The organism is Gimesia sp. (genome assembly GCF_048262075.1).
Taxonomy (GTDB): domain Bacteria; phylum Planctomycetota; class Planctomycetia; order Planctomycetales; family Planctomycetaceae; genus Gimesia.
In genome coordinates this window covers 122,966-147,176 of the sequence record NZ_JBLXFK010000012.1, presented here as the reverse complement: position 1 = coordinate 147,176, position 24,211 = coordinate 122,966, and the positions used below count along the sequence as shown (strand labels likewise).

Genomic DNA, 24,211 nt, shown 5'->3' with positions numbered 1-24,211 from the left:
AAAATGAACATTACCACTTAGTCATCGGATTCGCGATGGACCGTTCCTGGTGAAAATGCAGGCAGGCAGATGGCGATGTACTCCGCCCCGGCTTCTCCAGGAGTGCTGTAGCGGACCCACTCCCCTGCATCCAGTATGATCGCCTGTCCCGTTTTGACTTCAAAAATCCCCTGCTTTGTTTCCACATGTAGTACACCTTTCAAAACGACAGACATCTCCTGAAACTCGGGGGATTGTGCAGGTTCAACCCAGCCGCCGGGAGATACCATTCGGGCGACACTGATGAATTCGTCACCCGTATTCACACGCCCGATAAATTCTTCTATCTGTTTCGGTTTATTACCGGCAGCTTTTACAATTGTGGGGAGTTCAATATAGCGAGGCATGGTGGCTCCTTAATAAAACACAGCATTCGGCAGTCGTTAATGAACCAAAATATTGCAAGATGCTTCTGGCATGAAAGCCAGGACCATACATCCTGTTTTACGCATTCGAAATCGGGATCCTGAAGATCGACTGGCATCAGAAAATATTTCAGTATGAACAGGCTAGGAATGCTATGAATGAATTCTTATCATGATACCAGACTCATCTTAATCAACCTAAATTTAAAAAACTCTGTCACCCAGTTCCATTCGGACCTGCTGAATAATTCATATTTCAGGAGCCAAAATATGTTGACAAGTTTACTGCTACCTGTCCTGCTATCAGCGGTTGCCCTGTTTTTTGCCAGTTTTCTCTCTTGGATGGTCCTGCAACTTCACCGGGATGACTGGAAAAAAATGGAACAGGAAGACGAGTTTCTCAAAACGATGCAGAACCTGAACATGCCTGTTGGCAGTTACATGTTTCCTGGATGTGAATCACCTGATGAAATGAAAAGCGAGGAATATCAGAAGAAATGGAACAAAGGTCCCTGTGGTGTAATGACCGTATATCCCAAAGTGAACATGGGCAAAAACCTGGGCCTGACCTTTGTATTCTTTCTGGTCATCAGCTTTTCTCTCGCTTATCTGTCTTCGCTGGCGATAGCGCCAGGTGCAGAATTTATAGTCGTCTTTCGTTTTTTAGCCACAGCTGGCCTGCTGACTTTTTTATCAGCGAGCATTCAACACTCGATCTGGTTTCACAATCGGATTCTCGGACATGTGATTGAATCTATCGCTTATGCTGTCATAGTCGGCACCATCTTTGGTCTGATGTGGCCAGCTACCTAACTTCTGCAATTCTGATTTTCAATTTGTAAACTGAGGTATATAAATGACTGTTTCTCTTCCACTGTCAGGTCAAAAGTTTCTTCTGTTTACTGGTGAGGACTATGAAGACCTGGAACTCTGGTACCCCAAACTCCGACTGGAAGAAGCAGGCGCAGAAACCACTCTGGCTGGTCTGGAAGCGGGGAAAACCTATCTGGGAAAACACGGATATCCTTCCGTATCGGAAGTCACCATCGACAGTATTAACTCAGCTGATTACCAGGGAGTCATCTGTGCTGGAGGATGGATGCCTGATAAACTCAGGCGATCCGAAAAAGTACTCTCACTCCTGCAGGAATTCCATGAATGCGGAAAACTGATCGCCGCCATCTGTCATGGAGGTTGGATGCCTATTTCTGCAGGAATCTACAACGGCGTCAAAGTCACCGGTTCACCGGGAATCAAAGACGATCTGATCAACGCAGGCGCTGTCTGGGAAGATGCTCCCGTAGTCGTCGACCGCCATTTCGTCTGCAGTCGACGTCCCTCTGATCTACCTGATTTCTGCAAGGGAATTCTCGAAGTTCTGAAAACAACTTAGCCGGTCAATCAAAGATCTGGTTGGCAAGCTGCTGCACTTCTGCAGTCTGATGTATTTTCAGTTGCTGCTGCAATTCGGCGTCTATCAACTTCACTAATCGCTGTTGCTGTTGAATTGCTTTCAACAAGGCGATCGCGCGTCTGTCTGTTCTGATTAACGCCTGCAGCGCAATTTTCTGATTGCGGGGAGTCAATACAGGGAGTGCTGCAATCAGATCTTCAGTTGCTGTCGGTACATCGATATCGCCAAGCCCACTTACGGCTCCCATCTGCAGTTCAGCATGACTGGCATCCTTCAGGTACCGCTTCAGCTGTTTTTGACAGACGTCATAATCCAGCATAGCCACCATCCGCAGCGCATCATAACGGGTGCCCCCTTTCACATCTGGATCATCAGCCATATTGACGGCCCGCTGGAGTGCCTGCTTCCAACGGACCGTCAATTCCGGCCTATCTTTCAGAAGTGAATCAATTTTGCCGCGAGGCCAGTCACCGGCAATCGTAATCCCATTGATGACCCCGCCCCCAATCACTACCGCCTGCCAGCATTCCAGACGTTCATCCAGTTCGGGAAGAGATCCCTCCAGCAGACGAATGACTTCGTCTGCCTGGTTTCGTTTTCCGACAGCGATCGCGGTACGCCAGATCTCAGGTATAGTGCGATATTCATCCGGAGTCCCTACTTTGACGTCTGCCACAAGTGTTTTGATCAATGTGATCGGATCTACTTCTTCCGTTTTAGAGGTTTCCTCACCAGGCAGCACTGGCACTGCCATGTTTTGATTTCCCGTTGTAGTACTGCCCAATGAAATTTCGGAAAGAAAGATCCAACCCTGTTTTCCCTGAAAATCGATGCGAACAAACTGTGCCCGCTGCTCTGGAATATTGATATCAATCGCCCGTCGATCAATTTCATACAGCCCCAGTCCATCAGAGCTGTCATCGAAGGTGGAAAACTTGTGGGGATTTCCAAACTGTTTATTGTTATTACTGAAAGAAACCTGGATCGCGGAGGGTGCATGAATTGATCCCGGTTCATGATTCACGCCATATACTATTCGCAAGGCATTTACAGGCATTTTTCGCTGCAGATCAATCACAATGCGTGGCTGAGGCTCTGTTCCTGCAAAGCGAAAACCAACCCACTGACCGTCATTAAATTGTGTGGAACCAGTAGAACGATTCACCAGTTTTAGATTCTGAGGATCGTCAGGGTAGCTGACATCCGGTTTGACAGATCCTGCATAGCTGTATTTCAAAGGTGCACTGTGTTCCTGCAGAAATACCAGCAAATCCGCCATCGCACCTAAAGGAATCTCACGTTCGAGGCCTTCAGGCATGAGAGATTTCCCACTATTGCTTAATTCATCCAGCTGCGTTCTGAGAATGGTCTGTACCTTTCCCTGCTGCGCTTTCAAGGTAATGCTATTGCTTTGCTCAGACACCAGAATCCCAGTCGTGATGCGACCATCATCAGTCACAGCCAGATACGAAGCATAACGACCATCGACCGCTTTATTCGGGTCGAGAATAGAAGTCAGCAGAAATGACTTCGACTGATCAGTCAGTGCAGCCAGATCCGGCCCCACAACATGCCCCTTCCCATTCAAACGATGGCAGTTAGCACACTGTTTTTCAAAGACCAGACTGCCGCGTTCCACACTTCCCTGCTTCAAATCGAGCGTCGCATACTGTTTCAGGATCGCTTCACGACTTGCGCTGGTGGCGACTGAAAACAATTTTCTCGCACGCTGTTTGATCTTTTCATTTTTATGATCAATCAAAGTCTGACGGTTTGTTAAATCAATCTGAGCAGGTTGAACGATCTTCTGCTCAATTCTGTTTAATAAGTCCAGTGTCGACGATTCGCGGGACAGTAACTGGTGGATAACCTCAGCCTGTAAGGCAGGTGTAAATTGTTTCCAGTTACTGAAAACCAGTTCGAACGCGGCGGGACTCTGTGACTGGATCAGACTTTTCAATGCAGCCATTTGAATGTTCAAAGCAGTTTGAGGTGACAACAATTCTGAAACCAGTTCAAGACTGCCCTGACTTTGCTCCACTGCTAGCACAAACTGTAATGCGGCGATCCGTATGGGCTCTGATTGTTCGGTATTTGATACCTGTTCGCGGGCAAGATTTAAGAGCTCCTTCAATTCCGACTTCTGTTTCTCCACTCTTGATTTATCCCGACTCTTCAAAGACTTTATCACCTGTGTTAAAGCCATCCATTCCCAGGCTTCCGATTTCTGACTCTGAACAACATGGGTAGTCAGTGCTGCAAATACCTGTTCCAATAAGCCAGGATCCCTGGTAGCAACCGCCATCTCCAGCAATGAACGGAACATGGGGAGTAATTTTGGTTTCCCTGCTATTCTGGGAAGCAGACTTACCAGTGCAGGGCTCAAACGAGCGGGCTCAAAACCAGTCAATACAGCGGACCTGAGGTAAAGATTTCCCGAATGCTGCTCCAGCAACTGTAACAGTGCGTTAGTCGCCTCGTCCTCTTTTAGAGAACCTAGCGTGTATGCCAGTTGGAGTTGTACCGGAAGTTCCTGCTCCTGGCCGGCTAGTTCAAGTACTGCTTTAGCCAGTGGTTCTGACTGTTCCAGGAATGGTTCTGCTAACCGAAGTGCTTCCCTGCGTACACCGGGATTCTGATCGTTAATCCGAGTCAGCAGTAACTCGGGGGGCAACGCTTGCAATCCATCCAGGGTACATAATGCCTGCAACCGAGATTGCGACAACTTCGCTTCTTTGGCTATCTGTGACAAGGATGGAATCACTGCTTTATCATCTCGTAAAACCAGTTCCTGTTGAACCATATCACGTAGCGTTCCATTCTCACTCTTGAGCATCTGTGAAAGTTCCTGAGAAGGCAACCGTTTTAAATTGGGAATGGGCTGATATGGTTGATCTCGCACAGAAATTCGATAAATTCGGCCGCGGGTTTCACCAGCACGCACGTTTAATTTCTGGACTGCTTCTGGCGAGAGGAACTTGGGATGTTCAATCAGATACCGGTACATGTCCACAATCAGCAACGAGCCATCAGGTGATGTCCGCGCCTGGACAGGTCGAAACCAGTTATCTGTTGAAGTTAAAAATTCCCGTTCCTGTTCTTCGGGTGCCCTCAGTCCCGAAAACGTCACTCCCGCTGGTGTCACTAACAGACGATGCACCAGCTGATTGACGGGTTCACAGACAAATGCATTTCCATAAAACTCTTTCCCCAGTTGATCATCCCGATACAGCCCCAGACCACAGGCAGAAGTGGGGCGGCCCCGCTGTCCACTTAAATGAAACTGAACCAGATCCCCCACGGGAAACAACTGATTGGCATTTTTACCTTTGGGGATCGAAACTTCCGGGGGAGGCGAACTCACATAAGAGTTCTTCTGGAAATAGGATTCATTCACCGGGTAATGCACGCATAGCGTGCCGTTTCGACAGCCGAACCAGTTTCCACAGTCATCACGCACGCGCCCCTGCTGGGTCCGGCCACTGACTGGCTCCAGGACACCGGTCTCTGGCTGAAACCGGAAATCCCGGTTGGTCACGTTCACAGTCTGCCCGTTGAAGGACTGGATGATGCCGCCGAACAATCCACCGGAGGCATAGACCCAGTTGTCAAGCCCGGGAACCAGGCTGTTTACCCGCGCCTGATAATTATGTGTTGCGAAACCAGTCAGAATTTTCTTCTGAAGATCTGCTTTCCCATCACCGGTGGTATCTTCTGCATAAATGACATCCGGAGCCGTACAGACCAGTACCCCCTGTTTCCAGACCATCAATCCTGTCGGAAAAGCCAGCCCTTCCAGAAATACAGTCGCTTTATCATACCGGCCATCCTGATCCAGATCTTCCAAATATTTTACCATCCCGCCAGGCTTATATTTTCCATCCATGCCCGCAGGATAATCCCGCATCTCCACGACCCACAGTTTTCCATCCGGTCCAAACTCGACCGCTACAGGATCAATCACCAGTGGTTCCGCAGCGACAATCTCCACTTTCAGTTTGTCAGAAAGATTCATGCGCGAAATGGATTCCGCGGGAGTCAACGGCCGTTTACCTCCGGTACGGCTCACATCATCGGCTGCCTTAAAGGAATCAGGAATCTGCTGTGACACCACATCCAGAATTTTTTTCTCCAGACCAGGAGCAAGCGGGCCGGGCAAGTCATACCAGACCATGGCATTCTTCCCCTCATAGCCCCCTTCCAGTAAAACCCGTTCGGATGGGATGTAGCAGGGAACATCATTCGCATAGGAATTCACCCAAACCTTCGCGCCATGTTTTTGTTTGATCGCCAGAGAGTAATCTACGACCACTTCTCCACCGAGAAAAACTATCGCCAGATCATCTCCAAAGGACCAGGTCTTGATCGGATATTCAACTTGATCTGTTAACGCCTCTCCCCGCTTTAGTCTCTCCAGATTTTTTTTCGCATGGTATCCCGTGATCCCCGGTTTGCCGGCACGCTGTTTCCACTCCTCTTCCGTTGGCAGCATCGCCAGCGGCAGTTTAATTTCATCACTGTGCGCTGAAATATTTCCGGCTATGCTTGTGAGACCGCTTTTCAGCCGTTGCTGGACTCCCGTTGCAACAGCTTGCCCGTTCACGCGTGCGGCTCCCTGGTCATCACCTCTGAATTTTGGATTTTGATCCGCGCCACACCCAATCACAACCATCGCCATACAGCCTGGAATATCTGCTTCGATTTCCTCGACAGCACTACCAGCCCAGTCACCGGACATAAAAGACACTCCCCCCAGGGTCGTGCAGTGACAGGCATATCCGACCAAAATGGCCCGTGATTTCCCTTCCGGGCTTTTCACGCGTAAAATCGGTAAGTCATAATCAGTAGGTCCTGTGATATTTCTACGATTTTTTGCAAAGGTCGCAGTCCCGATTCCCCACTCCAGAAATGCAGGTTGTGCATTTTTGATCGCCTGTCGGGCAACTGTCGTTAATTTCTGAACCAGCTCGCTGGTATAACGGTCCACGACTGCCTGCTCTGCCTGGGTAAGATCCTTAGTGTAAATATTGGGAAGCACTCCAGTGAGCATGGGGGCAGCGTGCGTGTGCGTCGAACAAATAACCAGGCCTGCAGGTGTAACCTGATGCTGCTCTTTCAGATTCGCGACAACGCGATTTGTCACTGATGCAGGCACGCCACAATTTTCAACTGAGATCAGGACATGCGGTTGGCCCTGCAGATTCAGGACAGCGACCGCACGAGCCCAGAGCGATTGTTCGACCTGATCAATTAAGTCAGTTCCCCGTGATGCATAACCATTCAGGAGAACTGGATACGCTGGCGTGATGTCGACTTTCGCTATGCCGACCTGATAGGATTGAACATTATCTGCATGACTTCTGGAAAAAGAAATAAATAGAACGACGAGTGACAGCAAGGAACGTGTAAGATGCATTAACTTCTTTCCTCATCCCGGATCTTATACTATGAGCGAAGTATACCAGCCGGTCCAACAGTTAAATCAGGCACACTTTTTAAAAAGAATTCGATTTCTTTAGTATCTTCAGAAACCTTAGTGTACCAGCAGCTTTCAGGCCACATCAATCCAGTAGTGCGACAATCTCTTTCAATTTTGCGACAACAGAAAACTGACCGATGAACTCCGACTCAACACCGCAGGTTGCAATTTTTATCGAAACATCAAAAACATTTGGTCGTGAAATTCTACAGGGAATTTCCACCTACTCACGTACTCATGGTCCCTGGTCGATATACATCGATGAGTGGGGACCACAAACGTCTTTACCTGAGTGGATCAAAAGCTGGCAAGGAGATGGCGTTATCGCTCGCGTTCGCTCGCGCCAAATGGCGAAACGACTGGCACAACTTCAAGTCCCGGTGATTGACACTCTGCAACAGGTGCCCGACCTGGAGATGCCTGCAGTCTATGCCGATGATTCTCTCATCGCGAAACTGGCCTTTGAACATCTACACGATCGTCATCTCCGACAATTCGCATTTGTTGGTGTCGAGAAAGTGCACTGGTCCCATCGGCGTCGAAACGCCTTCGCAGAGATCGCCCGCGACCAGGGGTTTCCCTGCGAAATCTATTCTCCCCTTTCACGTCGGCGTTTTGTGGAAAGCTGGAACGGAGGTCAGGATGATCTGGCAGACTGGCTGGAAGCACTCCCCAAACCCGTCGGTCTATTTGCTGCTCACGACCTGAGAGCGTTATGTGTTCTCGATGCCTGCCGCCGCCGTAACATCGCGATACCGGAACAGGTGGCGGTCGTAGGTGTCGATAATGACGACGTCTTTTGTGATGTCGTTGCCCCCACCCTCACCAGTATTGCACATCAGGCGAAAGAAATTGGTTATGAGGCTGCAGCTCTTCTGGATCAAATGATGCGCGGTAATCAATCTGCACTGACCCGACGACCAATCCCACCCCGGATCCTGATCCCACGCCGATCTACAGATATTATCGCCGTCGAAGATCCCGCTATCGCCTCTGCTCTGGAGTTAATCAGAAGAAAAGCGTGCGAAAAAATCAGCGTCTCCATGATCGCCAGTCAAGTGAATCTAACCCGCCGCTCTCTGGAAAGACGTTTTATAAAGCTTGTTGGTAAAACACCTCACCAGATCATTTCTGAAGAACGCCTGAGACGAGCCAGACAACTACTTATTGATACTGATTTTACACTTGAGCAGATAGCACTGATGGCAGGTTTCTCCAGCGCTGCTTACCTGAGTGTGATTATTAAAGAGAATGAAAACTGTACTCCTACCGAGTTTCGCCAGAGACCCTGATGCAGCTGGCTCAAAACATAATTAACATTCTTGATTTTCTGCTTTTTGAACGGTCAACCTGCCTGCATTACCATTATTGTTCTCATAGTGAATGCCCCCTAAGCCACAACACTGTCTAGGCACTATTCCATATCATCATGATTGAACAGAAGCCACACAGCCTATTGACGATCTAATAGTTTACTCATAAAATGGCCGGATTACCTTCCATTAGCCAGGGGTCAAAATGTCACACAGCAAACTGCAGCATGAGATTAAAAAAAAACAACCTTTTGACTCTTTAGAACAGGCAGCCATTTTAAATATTCTTAGAACCAGTGATGTCTTTCATAACCAGTTTGGCAGACTCTTCAGGGAATATAGTTTAACCCCTTCACAATATAATGTTTTGCGTATTTTGCGTGGTGAAGGCAAGCCTATGCCTTCTCTCGAAATCGCAAACCGTATGGTTCAGGTTGTCCCCGCGATTACAGGTTTACTTGATCGCCTGCAGGCACAGGAATTAATCAAGCGAAAGCGCTGTACCGAAGACCGACGCGTCGTTTATATCGAAATTACTTCCAAAGCCCTGAAATTACTAAAAGAGGTCGATCAACCAGATCTGGACCTGCATCGCAAATTGATTGGTCATCTCAGTTCTACTGAACTCACTGAACTTTCCCGCTTACTGGAAAAAGCAAGACATTCAGTAAAAAACGTAGAATAGACAACACGTAATTGACCAGCCCTTCTCAATTTAAATCCCTGATTGCTAGAGGGATCTCTTCTAAAATCATCAAGGTAGCTCCACACTCGCTTCTGGATGCGAACTCAGCTTTCATTCAGACATAGACGTCCATTCAGATATAGATTACAGATAGAGTGTTACCAGAGCTCGACAACGTTCTGAAAAAGCTTTAGCTCAACGATGCTGATTTCCCATCCGTAGTGAATTTCAATTGAATTTACATCCTCTTACCCGACTTACTGCAGATTCTTATTTCATTCGAGCAGTAGTTTGAGTAAATTGATTCTAAGGCCTGTCCCTGTTCAGAGACAGGAAATGATCATGCTATTGCATTTAATGGTCAGTGAGTCGCAAATCGAGATTCATAGGTTCACTAAACGAAGTTGGCAAACCAACACACAGAAGCCCTTCACCGAGGAACTGACTTAATGAACTACAGCCCTGAATGGCCTTCGACTCATATCACTCTTTTAAATCGAGTTCGATTTCAGACAGATGCCGAGGCATGGAGGGAATTTGTTCGCATCTACAGCCCTCTTATTTTCAATCATTGCCGGAAGTTCCGCCTTAAAGACTGCGACGCGGAAGATGTATGCCAGGAAGTATTTCGGCAGATCAGCACTTCAATGCATTCATTTGAATATAACCGGAAACTGGGACGATTTCGCTCCTGGCTGGGCACGGTAACTTATCATGAGATCTGCCGTTATTTCAAAAATAATAAACGATTCCAGAATCAGACAGGAACTTCTGGTCTACAGGATGCGATCTATCAACAGGCAGGTGAATCAGATGCTGCCTGGGCTGATGAGTTCTGCAGCCATATTTACATGACGGCCCTGAATAATATTCAACCATTGTTTGATGAGCAAACCTGGAAAGCATTTGAACTGACCTGGATAGAGGATCTTGATGCACGGCAGGCTGCTGAAAAGCTGACCAGGGAAATCACCTGGATATATAAAGCGAAATTTCTTGTGCAGAAAAAACTGAAAGAGGAGATACAGCGTCTCTCATTCGACAGTGTCGTATTTCAAAAGTGACGTTTATGTTGGGCCTTTTATGGAAAAGTGTATTTCAGACAGCCAGATCGTTCATTATCTCTCCAACGAGCTTGATGAACTTGAAAATCAGCACGTCAAAGAGCATCTGAATCATTGCGCAAATTGCCAGAAGCGTATCGAGGCCTTCTCGGAGGATAAGGAACTGAAGAGCTGGCAAGAATGCCAGAAACGGCAAAATCAGTCCGGGAATCCAGAACAGCATCCCTTTTCGGAGCAGCAACTGGACCGCATTTTCAACTCCACAATCTCCTCAATAAATCAGCCACCATCGACGGCGTATTCTCCGACCCCGCACACCGGCCCCGGAATTCATAGCCAAGTCGACGAGGAATTGAATCAGATTACAATCCGGGTCATAGGTAATTACCATCTCATAGAGAAAATCGGCCAGGGAGGAATGGGCGTAGTTTACAGGGCAATTCATGCTCGCCTGAAGAAACAGGTTGTCCTCAAATTACTGTTAAATAATCAATGGGATAATGACACACAGACACAAAGGTTCTATCGAGAGATGGAACTGATCGGACAGTTAGATCACCCCAATATTGTCAAAGCCACCGATGCCGGAGAGGCCGATGAAACCTGCTTTCTAGTCATGGAATATTTATCTGGCCATGATTTGAAAACAATCCTCAAATCCGAAAAAATGATCTCGATTACATCTGCCTGTTATATCGTGCGGCAGGTCGCCAACGGTTTGCAATACATCCATAATCATAAACTGATTCATCGGGATATTAAACCATCGAATCTTTTTCTCACCACGGAAGGTGAAGTGAAGATTTTAGACCTCGGGTTAGCTGGCCTGAGTCAGGCGAATACACACTTGAGTGATCTGACAGACAGCCAGTGCATCATGGGCAGTGTGCAATACATGGCCCCCGAACAGGCACACAGTGTGAAAACAATCGACCATCGGGCAGATATCTACAGCCTGGGATGCACATTTTTTAAATTGCTGACCGGACAGTCGCCTTTTAAACAGGAAACCCAGATTGCTACAATTATCGCACATCGTGAAGAGACCGCTCCTCGACTTTCAGATCTGATTCCGGAGATTCCAGAAACATTAGAAGAACTGTTTCAGTCGATGATGAAAAAAGATCCCGTCGACAGAATTCAGACGATGGCCGAAGTAGTCAAAATACTGGACCGATTCCTGAGCCAGCAAAATGAAATCCCTCTCAATGAATCGGCGGAAACCTATCTCAGCGAAAGCCAGGAATTAATTGAACTCTGCCGAAATACAATTCTGACTCCGCCGATTGAGGTCGTCTCCACAGAAGACAGTACTCAGGTTCAACCGTTGAACCGTTTTGTAAATCAAAAACGAGGGATTCTCTTTTTGACACTGATCCTGCTGTTTGGCCTGGGGGCATGGGGGATTTTGAGTTCCCAATCTCCCCCGACTCCGATAGTCGGGCCAGGGCCAGATCAAGAAGCCCCACACTCCCCATTGCCAATGACAGAACCGTCCACAGAACAGGCTAAAATTGAACGCGAGGCAGCGGTCTGGCTCTTGAATCATGACTGCGAAATCGTAATCGATGGAATCTATGATCCGATAATCCAGGTTCAGGATTTACCAGAAGCTGTATTTTTTATCCGAGAGATTAAGTTTCATCCCCAGACAGTCACGCGAGAAGTCATGGCACCACTGAAGGGCCTGGCAAAATTAGAGATCCTGCGTATGGAAGACTGCCACGTTATGGATGATGCGCTTGCTCCGCTCGAAGGAAAGCTAACCTTGAAAACTCTGGATCTGCATGAAACGGGATTGACAAATGCAGGCCTCTCTCACGTAAGCAGCCTGCTTAACCTGACTCACATTTCGCTTCAAAAAAATCGAGAGATTACAGATGAGGGCTTACGAGCTCTGGCTAATTTTAAAAAATTGAGTTCAGTCAATCTGGACCGACTTAATATCACTGACTATGGACTCGAATTCATTAAACACAACCCCCGACTGGACTGGTTAAATATTAAGGACACACATGTTTCTGATAAATCAATTCCTCACCTCATAAAGCTGAATCGAATGAAGGATCTGTATCTTGAAGGATCCAAAATCACAGACCAAGGAATCCAGGAAATCAGAAATGCTTATTCAGGTAGAGACCCCATCAAGTACTAAGCACTCATAACCGCAGTTCTCTCGTTAAAACTCAATTTTGCTGCATAATCTTCCATAACCCTCAGTGTCAGATTTGATTCATGATCTGAAACAGACGAAATCTGATTTCTCATCTTGACCCGTCCGTGCCCTTCTGAATACTACATTAAAGCTGATTTTTCTTCACACTATCCATGAAAAAAGGGCTTCACTCATGGTCGGAAACGCGATTTGGCCGTATGACACTCAGTCAGACATACAACGAAAACCTCGCAATGAACACTCCCCTGCACGATCTCAACGGATCAGTATTGTCATAGCTGCCCGTAATAACTCGGCCTACCTGGCAGAGACGATCGAGTCAGCTTTCAACCAGAGCATTCCTTGCGAGGTGATCTACGCAGACGACTGCAGTTTTGACGATTCAATCAGCATCGCTCGAAAGTACCTGAATCAAGGCTTGATTCTTCTACAATCTCCCTTTCATTCCGGTGTTTGCGAAACTCGTAACAGAGGTTCTGAAATAGCGAGAGGTGATTATCTTCTGTTTCTTGACGGGGATGACATCCTGCCGACAGACTATGTAGAAAAGCATCTCGAAAAAATGGCACCGGATACCCCGTTTGTATATGGGGGTGCAGAAGCCTTTGGAGATTATTCTACGCTCTGGAATGCCCCTGAATGGACAGATGGACGACTCTGGTTAAGAAATTTTGTGAATACATCCGCGCTCTGGAATCGTCAGGCATTTGAAACCGCAGGCCGCTGGCGGAATAAGATTAATACCATGTGGGACTGGGATCTGGCATTACGAGGCTCTCGGCTGGGCACACCTGTCCGCAGTAACGCGATTCTACAATATCGTCAGCATGCAGACTCCTGGTCAGCAAATATCAAGACAAAATATCAGCAGCGCCAGGAAATCTTACTGCCTCAAATGCGACAAATCTGTTCGCGTCTCAGTATCGGTTCGATTATCAGCGGCAGGGTGGCTGACTTTTTTCCCCAGTGGATTTCTGCTCTTACACAATCAGTAAATCTGATCAACTGCTCTGAACCAGCAGAACTGGTACTGCTTGATAATACCAATAATAGCGACACATTGAGAAAGATAAGATCCGAAGTCAGCCGTTACGTCAACACATTTGAAACAATTCGTATACTTCCACACCCAACTTCTTTCACTTTCTCAAATGAAAAAGAACGCAGAGATAAAACAGCTCGTTTTATGGCCCAGGCTTGCAATCGATTGCGATTTGAAATGCGGGGGGATATCCAATGGCTGATTGAAGACGACATCCTGGTCCCACTGGAAGCAGGTATCAATTTAATCTCAAACTTGACAGCTGACTGGGTCCCACCCAATGCGGTCTCTGGATGCTATCGCAATCGTCATATAGAAACCCAATATGTCGGCGGGCAGTTTGATGACCATCATGTCGTGAGTGCATTTTCGGATATTGGCAATGAAACCTGTGCAGTAGATTATTGCGGAACTGGCTGCCTGATGTACTGGAAAGACAGAACCCCACGCTACTGGAATAGCCACTACAGAAACATACCTGCTCATGACTGGGAATGGTGCTCCCAACTAAAATCGATGGAGGGCGCCCTGCTGATGCTACCATCGGTGCTCTGCGGCCATGCAAAGTCTACTACCGAGATACTGTACTGACAGATAATTTCGGGAGACAAAAAAAGAAAGCACGAGCTCACTTACACAATGATAGGAAGCAGGCACTAGTCCCCTAACGTTGTGTGCTCAAGAAGCGTGTGAGCTCGCGCAATTCCATGATGAGTTCATTGATGCATAACACAAAAATGAATAACACCCTCTACCATGCATATAGTGATCTGGATTCGATTTCTTCCAAAAATAATTTAGTTTTTTGATTCTTTTTTAAAAGAAAACAGCAAGAACAATTCGTATGTTTATCAATATATATTTCAACAGACTATAAGTTTAATCAGACATGGCCCAGACAGCAACCCCGAGACCATCTCTCAACAATCCCCCCAATTCCTTTCATATATAACACTTACAATCAATCTATGATTTACACATCGATTGAATTGCAATTCTTCATTCACAACCTTTACCACATTGAGCACACTTTAGATAAATATTTTTAGCCCAGAGAGAAACATGGTCTTTTGACCAGACACTGCCGTACTACGATAAATTTACACCCAACGTATCAGTCTCCTTTATTTTCATTTGACTTCTGATTGTTAACAATTAACATTAAATGATAAATTGCTATATCTGAATTCTTTTGTTCAAGGAACAAAAATGAATGAGCCTCAGCTGGTTCGCGGACTGGGCGAACAAATCGTAGAACGCCTTCGAGAGGACATTCTCTCCGGCAGGATCGCTGAAGGGGAACGACTGCGCGAAGTCGATCTAGCCAAACGATTCTCTGTCAGTCGTGGCCCCATTCGGGAAGCGATTCAGCAACTCGCCTGGGAAGGGGTTGTCGACACAGATCGAAATAAAGGAGCACTGGTTTCCACTTCAGCTCCGGATGAAATCACGGAACTGATCATTCCCCTGCGTTGTACTATTGAAAAATATGCCATTCGCCTGTTTTTTGATCAGCTGACTGATGACGACTTTCTTACCTGGGAAACGATACTGAATAAGATGAAACAGGCATGTGAGTCAAATGATTTTGCTCTCATCTCGGAACATGATATTGCCTTTCATCGTTCTCTGGTGACGCGTGCCAATTCCCCCGATCTCCTCGCCATCTGGTCGGCCATGGTATCACGCATCCGCAGGCACTTTCGGGAATCACATCTGAAATACCAAAAACCGATTCAGATCTATGAGGAACATCTCCCCATCATCAAGTCACTTCGAGAAGGCAGTCTGGCGGAAGTATTACAGACCATTGAAAACCACATTGAATAATTTAGCAGAAATGCTGATTTGCACTATCCGGAATTTTATGCGATGAAATATATTCTGCACTGTTTGTTATGGCTCTTCACTCTGCTCTGGACTTCACCCGCGGAATACGCCTCGGCAGAAGACGCTCCGCTCACCCATAATGAAAAAGAGCTCTTTTTCGAACAACATGTGCGTCCCTTATTGATCAAGCACTGTCAGGAATGTCATGGCGCAAAAAAACAGTTTGCCGAACTAAGACTTGATTCCCGCGCCGCGCTACTTAAAGGAGGAGAAAGTGGTCCGGCTGTCAAAGTAAATCATCCAGAAAAAAGTCTCCTGATCAGTGCCGTCCGTGGTGAATCTCTGGAAATGCCCCCCGACAATTCGCTGACACCCGAAGAAATAGATATCCTGTCGACCTGGATCAGGCAGGGAGCCATCTGGTCTCAATCTGCAAACACAAAACAGCCGATTACCATCGATTATACAAAACACTGGTCTTTTCAGCCGATTCAAGATCCTGCTATTCCCCAGGTAAAAAATAAGGCATGGCCAAAAAATGAAATCGACTTTTTCATTCTCGACCGACTTGAACAGGCAGGGCTGACACCAGCGCCTGCAGCAGACTCAACAGTACTCCTGCGTCGAATTTTCTGGGACCTGACGGGATTACTGCCCTCACGAGAACAGGTTCAGCAATTCACGAACAACGACCGTAACTCCATGGTAGATTCAGCTATCACAGCACAACTGGCTAGCCCGCACTATGGAGAGCGTTGGGGCAGACACTGGCTCGACCTGGCACGTTATGCTGATACCAAAGGTTATGTATTTTTCGAGAAACCAACTTTTCACTTCGCCTACACTTACCGTGACTATGTCATCAACAGCTTCAATCAGGACAAACCCTTTGATCAGTTCATCCGTGAGCAACTCGCCGCCGACTACCTGAAAGAAGACCAGACTCATGAATCACTGGCAGCTCTCGGTTTCATCACATTGGGACCACGCTTCAAAAATGATATCCATGATATCATTTCTGATCGCATCGATGTCGTCACGCGTGGATTCCTGGGGCTCACCGTCGGATGTGCCCGTTGTCACGACCATAAATATGATCCTGTTTCCATCGAAGATTATTACTCGCTGTATGGTGTTTTCCGAAATTCGATTGAGCCCCTCGACCTGCCGTTTCGCAATCAGGACGAACTCTTACCTGAACTACAGGAAAAAGCAGCTCAAATGCGGTCGGCAGCCAGAGAATTAAACAACCTGTACCGTAGTCAGCACGAAAAAGTTTTACGGGACACTTCGGAACGCCTGGCAGAATATCTGATCGTTGCACAGTCACGCCGACAGGGCCCTGATACTGTTAAATTCGATGTGATCGTGGATGGTGATGATCTCAACCCCGAAGTACTTCTGCTTTGGCAGGAATTTCTTGATATCGCTGAAAAATCCGAGGATCCGGTATTTTCGCTCTGGCAGAAACTGGAAGCGATTCCACAGGAAATATTTGCTACCCAAGCTGCAAATGAGCTTGAACGGACAATTTCTGGCTCTAATCCTGACTCAATTGAATATCTGATCGCATCTCATCTGATTAAAATGAAACCACAGCAATTCAATGACATCATTCACGGCTATGCCACGCTCTATCATGAATTCGATCAAGAATGGGCTAACAGAAGTGTCACCGCCAGAAAACCAGAACAGAAACAAAAGCAACGGCCGTTTCCGATTGCCAGACGAGAATATCTGAATTCTTTTTATAGCCCGCATTCACCACTGGTTATTCCATTACATGGCTATACGGTTTTAAAACTTTTTCCAGATAGAAAACTTCAGGAAAAAGTCAAAAAACTGAATGCCGCACTCGACCAGGCCCGCGCACAGGCTCCGGTCGAATTGGCGCAAATGATGACACTCCGTGATGCCGATCATATTATCGAACCACGAGTCTTCAAACGCGGTAATCCCGGTTCACCCGGTCAACCGGTCACCAGAAAGTATCTGAGTTTTTTCAATCAAATCTCCAATGAACCATTTCAGCAGGGAAGTGGAAGGTTGGAATTGGCAAATGCGATTACATCTCCCCGGAATCCACTCACAGCCAGGGTCATCGTGAACCGTGTCTGGCAACATCATTTTGGACAGGGAATCGTCTCCACCCCCAGTGATTTCGGGATTCAGGGTGCCCGGCCAACTCATCCTGAATTATTGGACCACCTTGCCAGTTGGTTCATACGAAATGACTGGTCCATCAAAAAACTCCATCGTTATATCATGCAGTCAGCAACTTACCAGCAGTCAAGCAAATCACATGAGGCAGGTGAGAAAATCGATCCCGCTAACAAACTGTTATGGAGAAAGAATCGCCAACGCCAGGACTTTGAATCGATGCGTGACACCCTGCTCCAGGTGAGCCATCAACTGGAGCAAATGGTAGGTGGTAAATCGGTCGCAGGGATCACAGCTGACTCGAACCGTCGACGTACTCTCTATACTTTCCTCAATCGCCAGGCGGTTCCCGGTCTGCTTCGGACATTCGACTTCCCCTCTCCCGATGTCAGTACCGGTGCTCGAAATTCGACATCGGTCCCTGGTCAATCCCTGTTTCTGATGAATCACCCCCTGGTACTCAAAGCTGCACTCATTCTGGGAAATGAATCAGCACAAGCTTCCACTCCGTCGGCGGGCATTCATCATCTCTATCAGCAAATTCTACAGCGTGATCCGACACAAGCAGAAATCCGCGAAGTACTGGAGTTTCTCAATACAGATCAGGTCCAAATCAAACCAGAACCAACTCGCTCCGAGTGGGAGTATGGCTACGCCGCCTACGACCTGAAAACAAAAACTCTAAACGGTTTCCAAACACTGCCACACTGGAACGGCAAACAGTATCAAGGTGGGGATAAGCTGCCCGATTCCAGAATCGGTTGGGTCTTTTTAGATCAAACCGGCGGGCATCCTGGCAACGATCTGGATCATGTCGCAGTGATTCGCTGGCGTGCTCCTGAAGATATCACCGTGTCCCTGACAGGAACACTCAAACACGAACTGCCACAGGGCAATGGAATTCGTGGTCGAGTACTGGTCAACAATCAGCTGGCACTCGGCCCCTGGACATTACATGAAAGCACGGCGAAAACGGAGATCGAAACAATCAAACTGGAGAAAAACCAGACGATTGATTTCGTCGTCGATATTGCCGGGCAGCTCGGCTACGATTCATTCGTCTGGTCGCCTGAAATCACAGAACATGCGCCAAAATCAACTCCTGCTTCCGAAGCCGAACCACAACCACCGTCACATCAGTGGAACTATTCCAAAGATTTTCGCAAACCTGTACCAATGCAAATTACTCCCTGGCAGAGTCTGGCTCAGGTGCTCCTGTTATCCAATGAATTTCAATTTATCGATTAAATCGGCAGGAACTTATCATGTCCCTCAATCAGCCTACACAACTGACACCGCAGTTTTCCCGGCGTGAAATGCTGACCCGCTCCGGTATGGGAATAGGCATGCTGGCTCTGGCGGAACTCACTGCGAGGGAAAACACCCAGGCTGCCGGCAGAGAAACACCAGTCACACGACATCATCCGGCTCAAGCCAAACAGGTCGTGCATCTGTTTATGAACGGGGGCCCTTCACATGTCGACACTTTTGACCCTAAACCACTACTTAAAAAGTTTCATGGCAAGCCACTGCCAAATCCGAATTTACCTACGGAGCGCAAGACAGCGGGTGCACTAGGATCTCCCTTTCAGTTTAAAAAGTATGGTGAGTCCGGCATCGAAGTCAGTGAACTGTTTGACAAAACAGCCGCGCACATTGATGATATGTGCATTATTCGTTCGATGCATTCTGATATACCCAATCATGAACCATCTCTACTACTCATGAACTGCGGCGACAATGCACTGCCCCGCCCCAGTTTTGGTTCCTGGGTGAATTACGGCCTTGGTTCCCTTAATGAAAATCTACCCGGTTTTGTCGTACTCTGCCCGAACGGTTTTCCGGTCGTCGGCCCTAAAAACTGGCGGTCAGCCTTTCTACCCGGTGCATTCCAGGGAACCCATCTCGACACCAAAGAGACGACTGTCTCCCGGTTGATTGAAAATATCAATAATCCCCAGACTCCCAAACGACAACGACGCCAGTTGGATCTGCTGCAGAAAATTAATCGACGCCACCTGGAACAGCGAGGACACGATTCCTTGCTGGAAGCGCGAATCCAGTCTTTTGAGCTCGCTTACCGTATGCAGTTTGAAGCATCGGATGTGCTTAATCTTTCCAAAGAACCTAAACACATTCAGGAAATGTATGGAGACGGTTTACAAGGGCGTCAACTGTTGATGACACGTCGCCTCCTGGAAAAAGGAGTTCGTTTCATTCAAGTCTGGCATAGTGGTGGACAGGAATGGGACCATCATAGTGGCATTGAAAAAAACTTAAGACGTTTGTGTGGTCAATGGGACCAACCCATCGCCGCTTTTCTGACCGATCTGAGACAACGGGGAATGCTCGATTCCACACTCCTGCTCTGGGGAGGCGAATTTGGCAGAACTCCGGTCGCCGAACTCCCCTCCATGAGTGGACGCGATCACAACCATTACGGCTTCAGCATGTGGATGGCAGGGGGAGGAGTCAAAGGGGGATACGTCCACGGCGCCACCGATGAAACCGGCTTCGCTGCATCAGAGAACAAAGTTCACGTCCATGATCTGCATGCAACGATGCTGCATTTACTCGGCATTGATCACGAACGACTCACCTATCGATACGCCGGTCGGGATTTTCGTTTAACTGACGTTCACGGTCATGTTGTCAAAGACATTATCTCATAAATCACAATTCCATATTTTTCTTCAACCAAGGCTCTCAACATCAATGAAAATTGAACAAATCACGTGTCAGATCTTACGTTCCGGTTCTGTCACCAACAAAACAGCCAGCTGCCAGGATTCCGTTCTGGTCAGAATTAAAACTGACAATGGTCTCGAAGGAATCGGGGAAGCCGACTCCTCTCCTGAAGTCGTCAAAGCAATTATTGATGCTCCCTACAGCCATAATGTGGCCTGTGGTTTGCGAGAATTGCTGATCGGTGAAAACCCGCTTGAAACAGAACGTCTCTGGCAGAAAATGTATCGACACACCATGTATTTCGGGAGAACCGGCGTCACCATCACAGCCATGGCAGCCATTGATATGGCACTGTGGGATCTGAAAGGCAAACACTTTGGTGAACCAATTCACCGACTGCTGGGAGGCCAGCATCATACCGAGTTCCAGGCCTATGCCTCGATCCTGTTTGGTAAAGATGGTCAGGAAACCTGTGACATCGGACAGCGGTGGATTGAAAATGGTTACACCGCAGTCAAGTTTGGCTGGGAACCCATGGGACAGTCGGAACAACTCGATATCGAACTGGTCGCGGGCGCCCGCGAAGGCATGGGTGATGGCATTTTATTGATCGACGCCGGCTGTGTCTGGGATGCCCGTACCGCCTTACAGCGGGCACAGGCTTTCTCCGAATACAATATCGGCTGGCTCGAAGAGCCACTGTTTCCTCATGACATCGCCGGTTATGCCTGGTTGAAAGACCGCTCTCCGGTACCCATCGCAGCCGGCGAAGAAGAGTGTGGCCGCGAATCGTTCCGCCCCTACTTTGAACAACGTGCTCTGGATGTCTATCAAATCGACCTGGCCCGCAATGGTTTTACCGAAGCCAGTTATCTGAAACAACGGGTCGCAGAAATCGGTGCCCGTCCCTGTAATCACTGTTACACCAGTCCGATCACTGTCGCCGCCAGCCTGCATTGGCTAGCCACCTGCAAAGATGCCTTCATCTTTGAAGACTGCGTGGAAGATGAGCCTCTCCGACATGAGTTGACTCTCGAAAAAGTACAGGCCGAAAATGGAGTGATTCAGGTTCCCAATCGCCCCGGTCTGGGAATTACTCTGAATGAAGAATTCGTCGCAGCACATATCGTCGCTGAATCAAACTAAATCAATCCTGTTCCCCTACTCAGAAATAGAAGCTTCAACATGTCTCAAACTCCGATCAGCACCAGGATTGACTTTGATAAGCCCGGCATTCAATGGGGAACACTCAATATCCCGTTCTCCTACAATCTGAGCGGCTGGGCACAACTACAGATTCCCATATCAACCATGGCCCACGGTGAGGGGCCCACTGTCCTGTTGATGGCGGGAAATCATGGCGATGAGTACCCGGGACAGATCGCCATCATGAAACTGATGAAATCGTTGAATCTGGAAGAACTTTCCGGACGGATTATCTTCATCCCGGCAATCAATATTCCCGCCGCCAAAGCTGCGACGCGGCTCTCTCCGCTGGATGGAAAAAATCTGAATCGCTGCTTTCCCGGCAATGCTGAAGGCACCGTCACTGACATCATGGCCCATTATCTGACCCATGAGATCTTTCCCAAAGTCGATATCGTTATTGACCTGCATACCGGAGGTCGTGGAGTCTATTTCTATCCGTGCGCTCACATGCATCTGGTTGAAGATCCCGAACAGCTCCGTCGTATGGCAGCTGCTACCACAGCGTATAATACCGATTTCTCCTTTCTGTATGCCGATATCGCTGGTAAAGGACTACTGCCCGTCGAAGCCGAAAACATGGGTAAAACTGTTGTCACAACGGAAATGGGAGGCGGAGAAGTCACCAACGCCGCCGTACACCGTCTTTGCCAGAATGGTCTGCAGAATGTGCTCATTCATCTGAAAGTCCTCGCTGGTGAAGAAACCTCACGCTCCGATCTGGGACTGCCTCCTACTCGCTGGATCCAGGCACTTGACGCGGAAGATTATATTTTCGCTCCGGAATCAGGCATCTTCGAAAGCTTCGTCGATGTCGGCGCAGATGTTTCGACAGACCAGCCTTTAGGGGCACTGCATTTTCTGGAGCGTCCGGATCGTGAACCCACGATTATCCACGCCCCCTCAAAAGGAATCGCCATTGCTCACCGGGGCCCCACCCTGACCAGTCAAGGCGATATCCTGTTCTGTCTCGCCCATGATGTGGAAGCTGATGTTCTGAAAACATTTTCCTAACGGCAGCTGTCGAAGCAAAAGGGATCACACATATGAGCTGGCTGGACTGGATGATCGTATTCGTGCTGAATGGGTCGGTAATCGCCTTCGGGTTTTACCTGGCTCGCAGCACCCATTCCAGTAGCGACTGGTTCCTGGGAGGTCGCTCCCTCCCCTGGTGGGGACTGGGGCTCTCCATATTTGCTACCAGTGTAGACAACGCCGATGCCGTCTCGCTCACCGGCTACGCCTACAACCACGGCATGCACATCATCACAGCGTTCACACTCGCCAGTGTCTGCGGTGCCGTGCTGGCTTCGTTCGTTGTGGTACCGGTACTCTACAAAGGGGGCTTTTACACAAACGCAGAATACCTGGAAACACGTTTCGGAAAATCGATTCGCACCATCAGCGCACTTATTCAGATTCAGTATCGCACTAGTATGCTCGGCCTGATGATCTGGTCCATCTACCTGATGCTGCAAGGCATACTTGATTTCTCACCCGTTCAATGCTGGTCTCTGATCGTGCTTCTCGTTATTTTTACCGCCGCCTATACGACCTGGGGAGGTTTAACATCTGTTGTCTGGACCGATGCCTTACAGAGTCTGATTATGATCGCTGGCGGCATAACCATTTTTAGTGCAGTCTGGTCCGCCAGCGGCGGCTGGACAGAGACCGTTCAGAAACTTTCAGAGTCAACCGATGCCAACGGTCAGCCGCTGATTAACTGGCTGCACATCGGGCAGTTTCAGGACAGCCAGTCGACTTCCCCTTACCTGATCGTCATGGGCTGGTCGATTATTGGCCTGGGTTATTATACAGTTAACCATACGCAGACTATGCGACTGATGGGGGCTCGCTCCTTGTGGGATATGAAAATGGCGACACTTTTCGGTTGCCTGCTGATTATGCCTATCATGATTGGCACGACGCTGATGGGCGTCATGGGACGCGTCCTGGTACCTGAATTCACAGAACACTCCTCAGCAGACCACTTATTCCCATATTATGCCAATCAGTTTCTGTCCCCCGGCTTCAAAGGATTGGTCGTAGCTGGAATTCTGTCCGCCGCCATCAGCACCTTCGATTCGATCGGCTCCGCATTATCCGCTTTATTCACACGCGATATTTACGCACGCTGGATTTGTACCAGTCAAACCGAAAAACATTACCTTAAAGTCACTCGCTGGGCCACTGTTGGAATCCTGCTCATTGGTTTTCTATATATCCCCTTCATTGTCCGTTATGATAATATGATTCAGGCTTTTCGCACTCTGATTCCAATTTTTGTGACGCCGCTATTCACGATCTATCTTCTGGGAGTTCTCTCACGTGTTCCCCGACAAAGTGGTCTTGTCGGCCTGATCGCCGGATCGTCGTTCGGATTACTCGGCTTCATCGACCGCGAACTGGTTGACATCGGTTGGCTCAGTCCTCTGCTCACTGAAAAATGGTATGCCTTCCCCTGCTCCATGTTAGTCACTGCACTCGCAATGTTTTCAGCGGCTTTGAAATGGGGCTGGTTGGAAAAAGAAACAACACTGGTACTGAAACAGGATGACGTGACGAAAGGAAAGAACTGGCTCACAGACAGCAGGAAAGAACTGCTGGATATCAAAATCAATCCCTTCAAAAAACCAACGCCGCAATACCTGAATCCGAACTGGTACGCCCTGGTCTTAATCGCGATTTCCTTCTGGATAATTTTTGGATTCTTCTGGTAAGCCACATTCTGGCAGGTAGGCAATTAGGAT

The 24,211-nt window shown here is 48.0% G+C and carries 15 protein-coding genes; 13 read left to right on the top strand and 2 right to left on the bottom strand.

The features are described 5' to 3' along the window. Positions 1-17 precede the first annotated feature (17 nt). Positions 18-386, bottom strand: a complete 369-nt coding sequence (locus tag ACN0YH_RS21210) for a cupin domain-containing protein (RefSeq protein ID WP_417381592.1) — start codon at positions 384-386, stop codon at positions 18-20. 288 nt (positions 387-674) lie between these two features. On the opposite strand from ACN0YH_RS21210, the gene ACN0YH_RS21205 reads away from it, so the two are divergent. Both ACN0YH_RS21205 and ACN0YH_RS21200 read left to right on the top strand, forming a co-directional pair. Next, entirely contained in the window at positions 675-1,217 is a 543-nt protein-coding gene (locus ACN0YH_RS21205; RefSeq protein WP_417381591.1) for a hypothetical protein, read from the top strand. Positions 1,218-1,260: 43 nt separating this feature from the next. After that, positions 1,261-1,797 (top strand): type 1 glutamine amidotransferase domain-containing protein, encoded by a 537-nt coding sequence (locus ACN0YH_RS21200; RefSeq protein ID WP_417381590.1) that lies wholly within the window; start codon positions 1,261-1,263, stop codon positions 1,795-1,797. 4 nt (positions 1,798-1,801) lie between these two features. Here the strand turns inward: ACN0YH_RS21200 and ACN0YH_RS21195 are convergent, their stop codons facing one another. Then, positions 1,802-7,234 carry a PVC-type heme-binding CxxCH protein gene (locus tag ACN0YH_RS21195; protein WP_417381589.1) on the bottom strand — a complete coding sequence of 1,811 codons (5,433 nt, stop codon included), beginning with the start codon at positions 7,232-7,234 and terminating at the stop codon, positions 1,802-1,804. A 200-nt stretch (positions 7,235-7,434) separates the two neighbouring features. Here ACN0YH_RS21195 and ACN0YH_RS21190 point away from each other — a divergent pair, with 200 nt between their 5' ends. The 11 genes from ACN0YH_RS21190 (at position 7,435) to ACN0YH_RS21140 (ending at position 24,181) form a co-directional block, all read left to right on the top strand. Further along, entirely contained in the window at positions 7,435-8,589 is a 1,155-nt protein-coding gene (locus tag ACN0YH_RS21190; protein WP_417381588.1) for a substrate-binding domain-containing protein, read from the top strand. 226 nt (positions 8,590-8,815) lie between these two features. Beyond that, entirely contained in the window at positions 8,816-9,295 is a 480-nt protein-coding gene (locus tag ACN0YH_RS21185) for a MarR family winged helix-turn-helix transcriptional regulator (protein ID WP_417381586.1), read from the top strand. A gap of 449 nt (positions 9,296-9,744) precedes the next feature. Further along, positions 9,745-10,359, top strand: coding sequence for an RNA polymerase sigma factor (locus ACN0YH_RS21180; RefSeq protein WP_417381585.1), 615 nt, complete (start codon positions 9,745-9,747; stop codon positions 10,357-10,359). A 19-nt stretch (positions 10,360-10,378) separates the two neighbouring features. Then, on the top strand, positions 10,379-12,514 hold the full coding sequence (locus ACN0YH_RS21175) for a protein kinase domain-containing protein (RefSeq protein ID WP_417381584.1): 2,136 nt from the start codon (positions 10,379-10,381) through the stop codon (positions 12,512-12,514). Positions 12,515-12,707: 193 nt separating this feature from the next. Next, positions 12,708-14,168: a glycosyltransferase family 2 protein gene (locus tag ACN0YH_RS21170; protein ID WP_417381583.1), complete on the top strand. Its 1,461-nt coding sequence runs from the start codon at positions 12,708-12,710 to the stop codon at positions 14,166-14,168. A 618-nt stretch (positions 14,169-14,786) separates the two neighbouring features. Continuing rightward, complete coding sequence (locus tag ACN0YH_RS21165) at positions 14,787-15,407, top strand: GntR family transcriptional regulator (RefSeq protein WP_417381582.1); 621 nt, start codon at positions 14,787-14,789, stop codon at positions 15,405-15,407. Positions 15,408-15,449: 42 nt separating this feature from the next. Beyond that, complete coding sequence (locus ACN0YH_RS21160) at positions 15,450-18,815, top strand: PSD1 and planctomycete cytochrome C domain-containing protein (protein WP_417381581.1); 3,366 nt, start codon at positions 15,450-15,452, stop codon at positions 18,813-18,815. A 17-nt stretch (positions 18,816-18,832) separates the two neighbouring features. Further along, complete coding sequence (locus tag ACN0YH_RS21155) at positions 18,833-20,239, top strand: DUF1501 domain-containing protein (RefSeq protein WP_417381580.1); 1,407 nt, start codon at positions 18,833-18,835, stop codon at positions 20,237-20,239. Positions 20,240-20,282: 43 nt separating this feature from the next. Next, complete coding sequence (locus ACN0YH_RS21150; RefSeq protein ID WP_417381579.1) at positions 20,283-21,401, top strand: mandelate racemase/muconate lactonizing enzyme family protein; 1,119 nt, start codon at positions 20,283-20,285, stop codon at positions 21,399-21,401. A gap of 39 nt (positions 21,402-21,440) precedes the next feature. Then, the gene (locus ACN0YH_RS21145) at positions 21,441-22,475 is read left to right on the top strand and encodes a succinylglutamate desuccinylase/aspartoacylase family protein (RefSeq protein WP_417381578.1); all 1,035 of its coding nucleotides are present in this window, start codon (positions 21,441-21,443) and stop codon (positions 22,473-22,475) included. 32 nt (positions 22,476-22,507) lie between these two features. Then, on the top strand, positions 22,508-24,181 hold the full coding sequence (locus ACN0YH_RS21140; protein WP_417381577.1) for a sodium:solute symporter family transporter: 1,674 nt from the start codon (positions 22,508-22,510) through the stop codon (positions 24,179-24,181). Positions 24,182-24,211 lie beyond the last annotated feature (30 nt).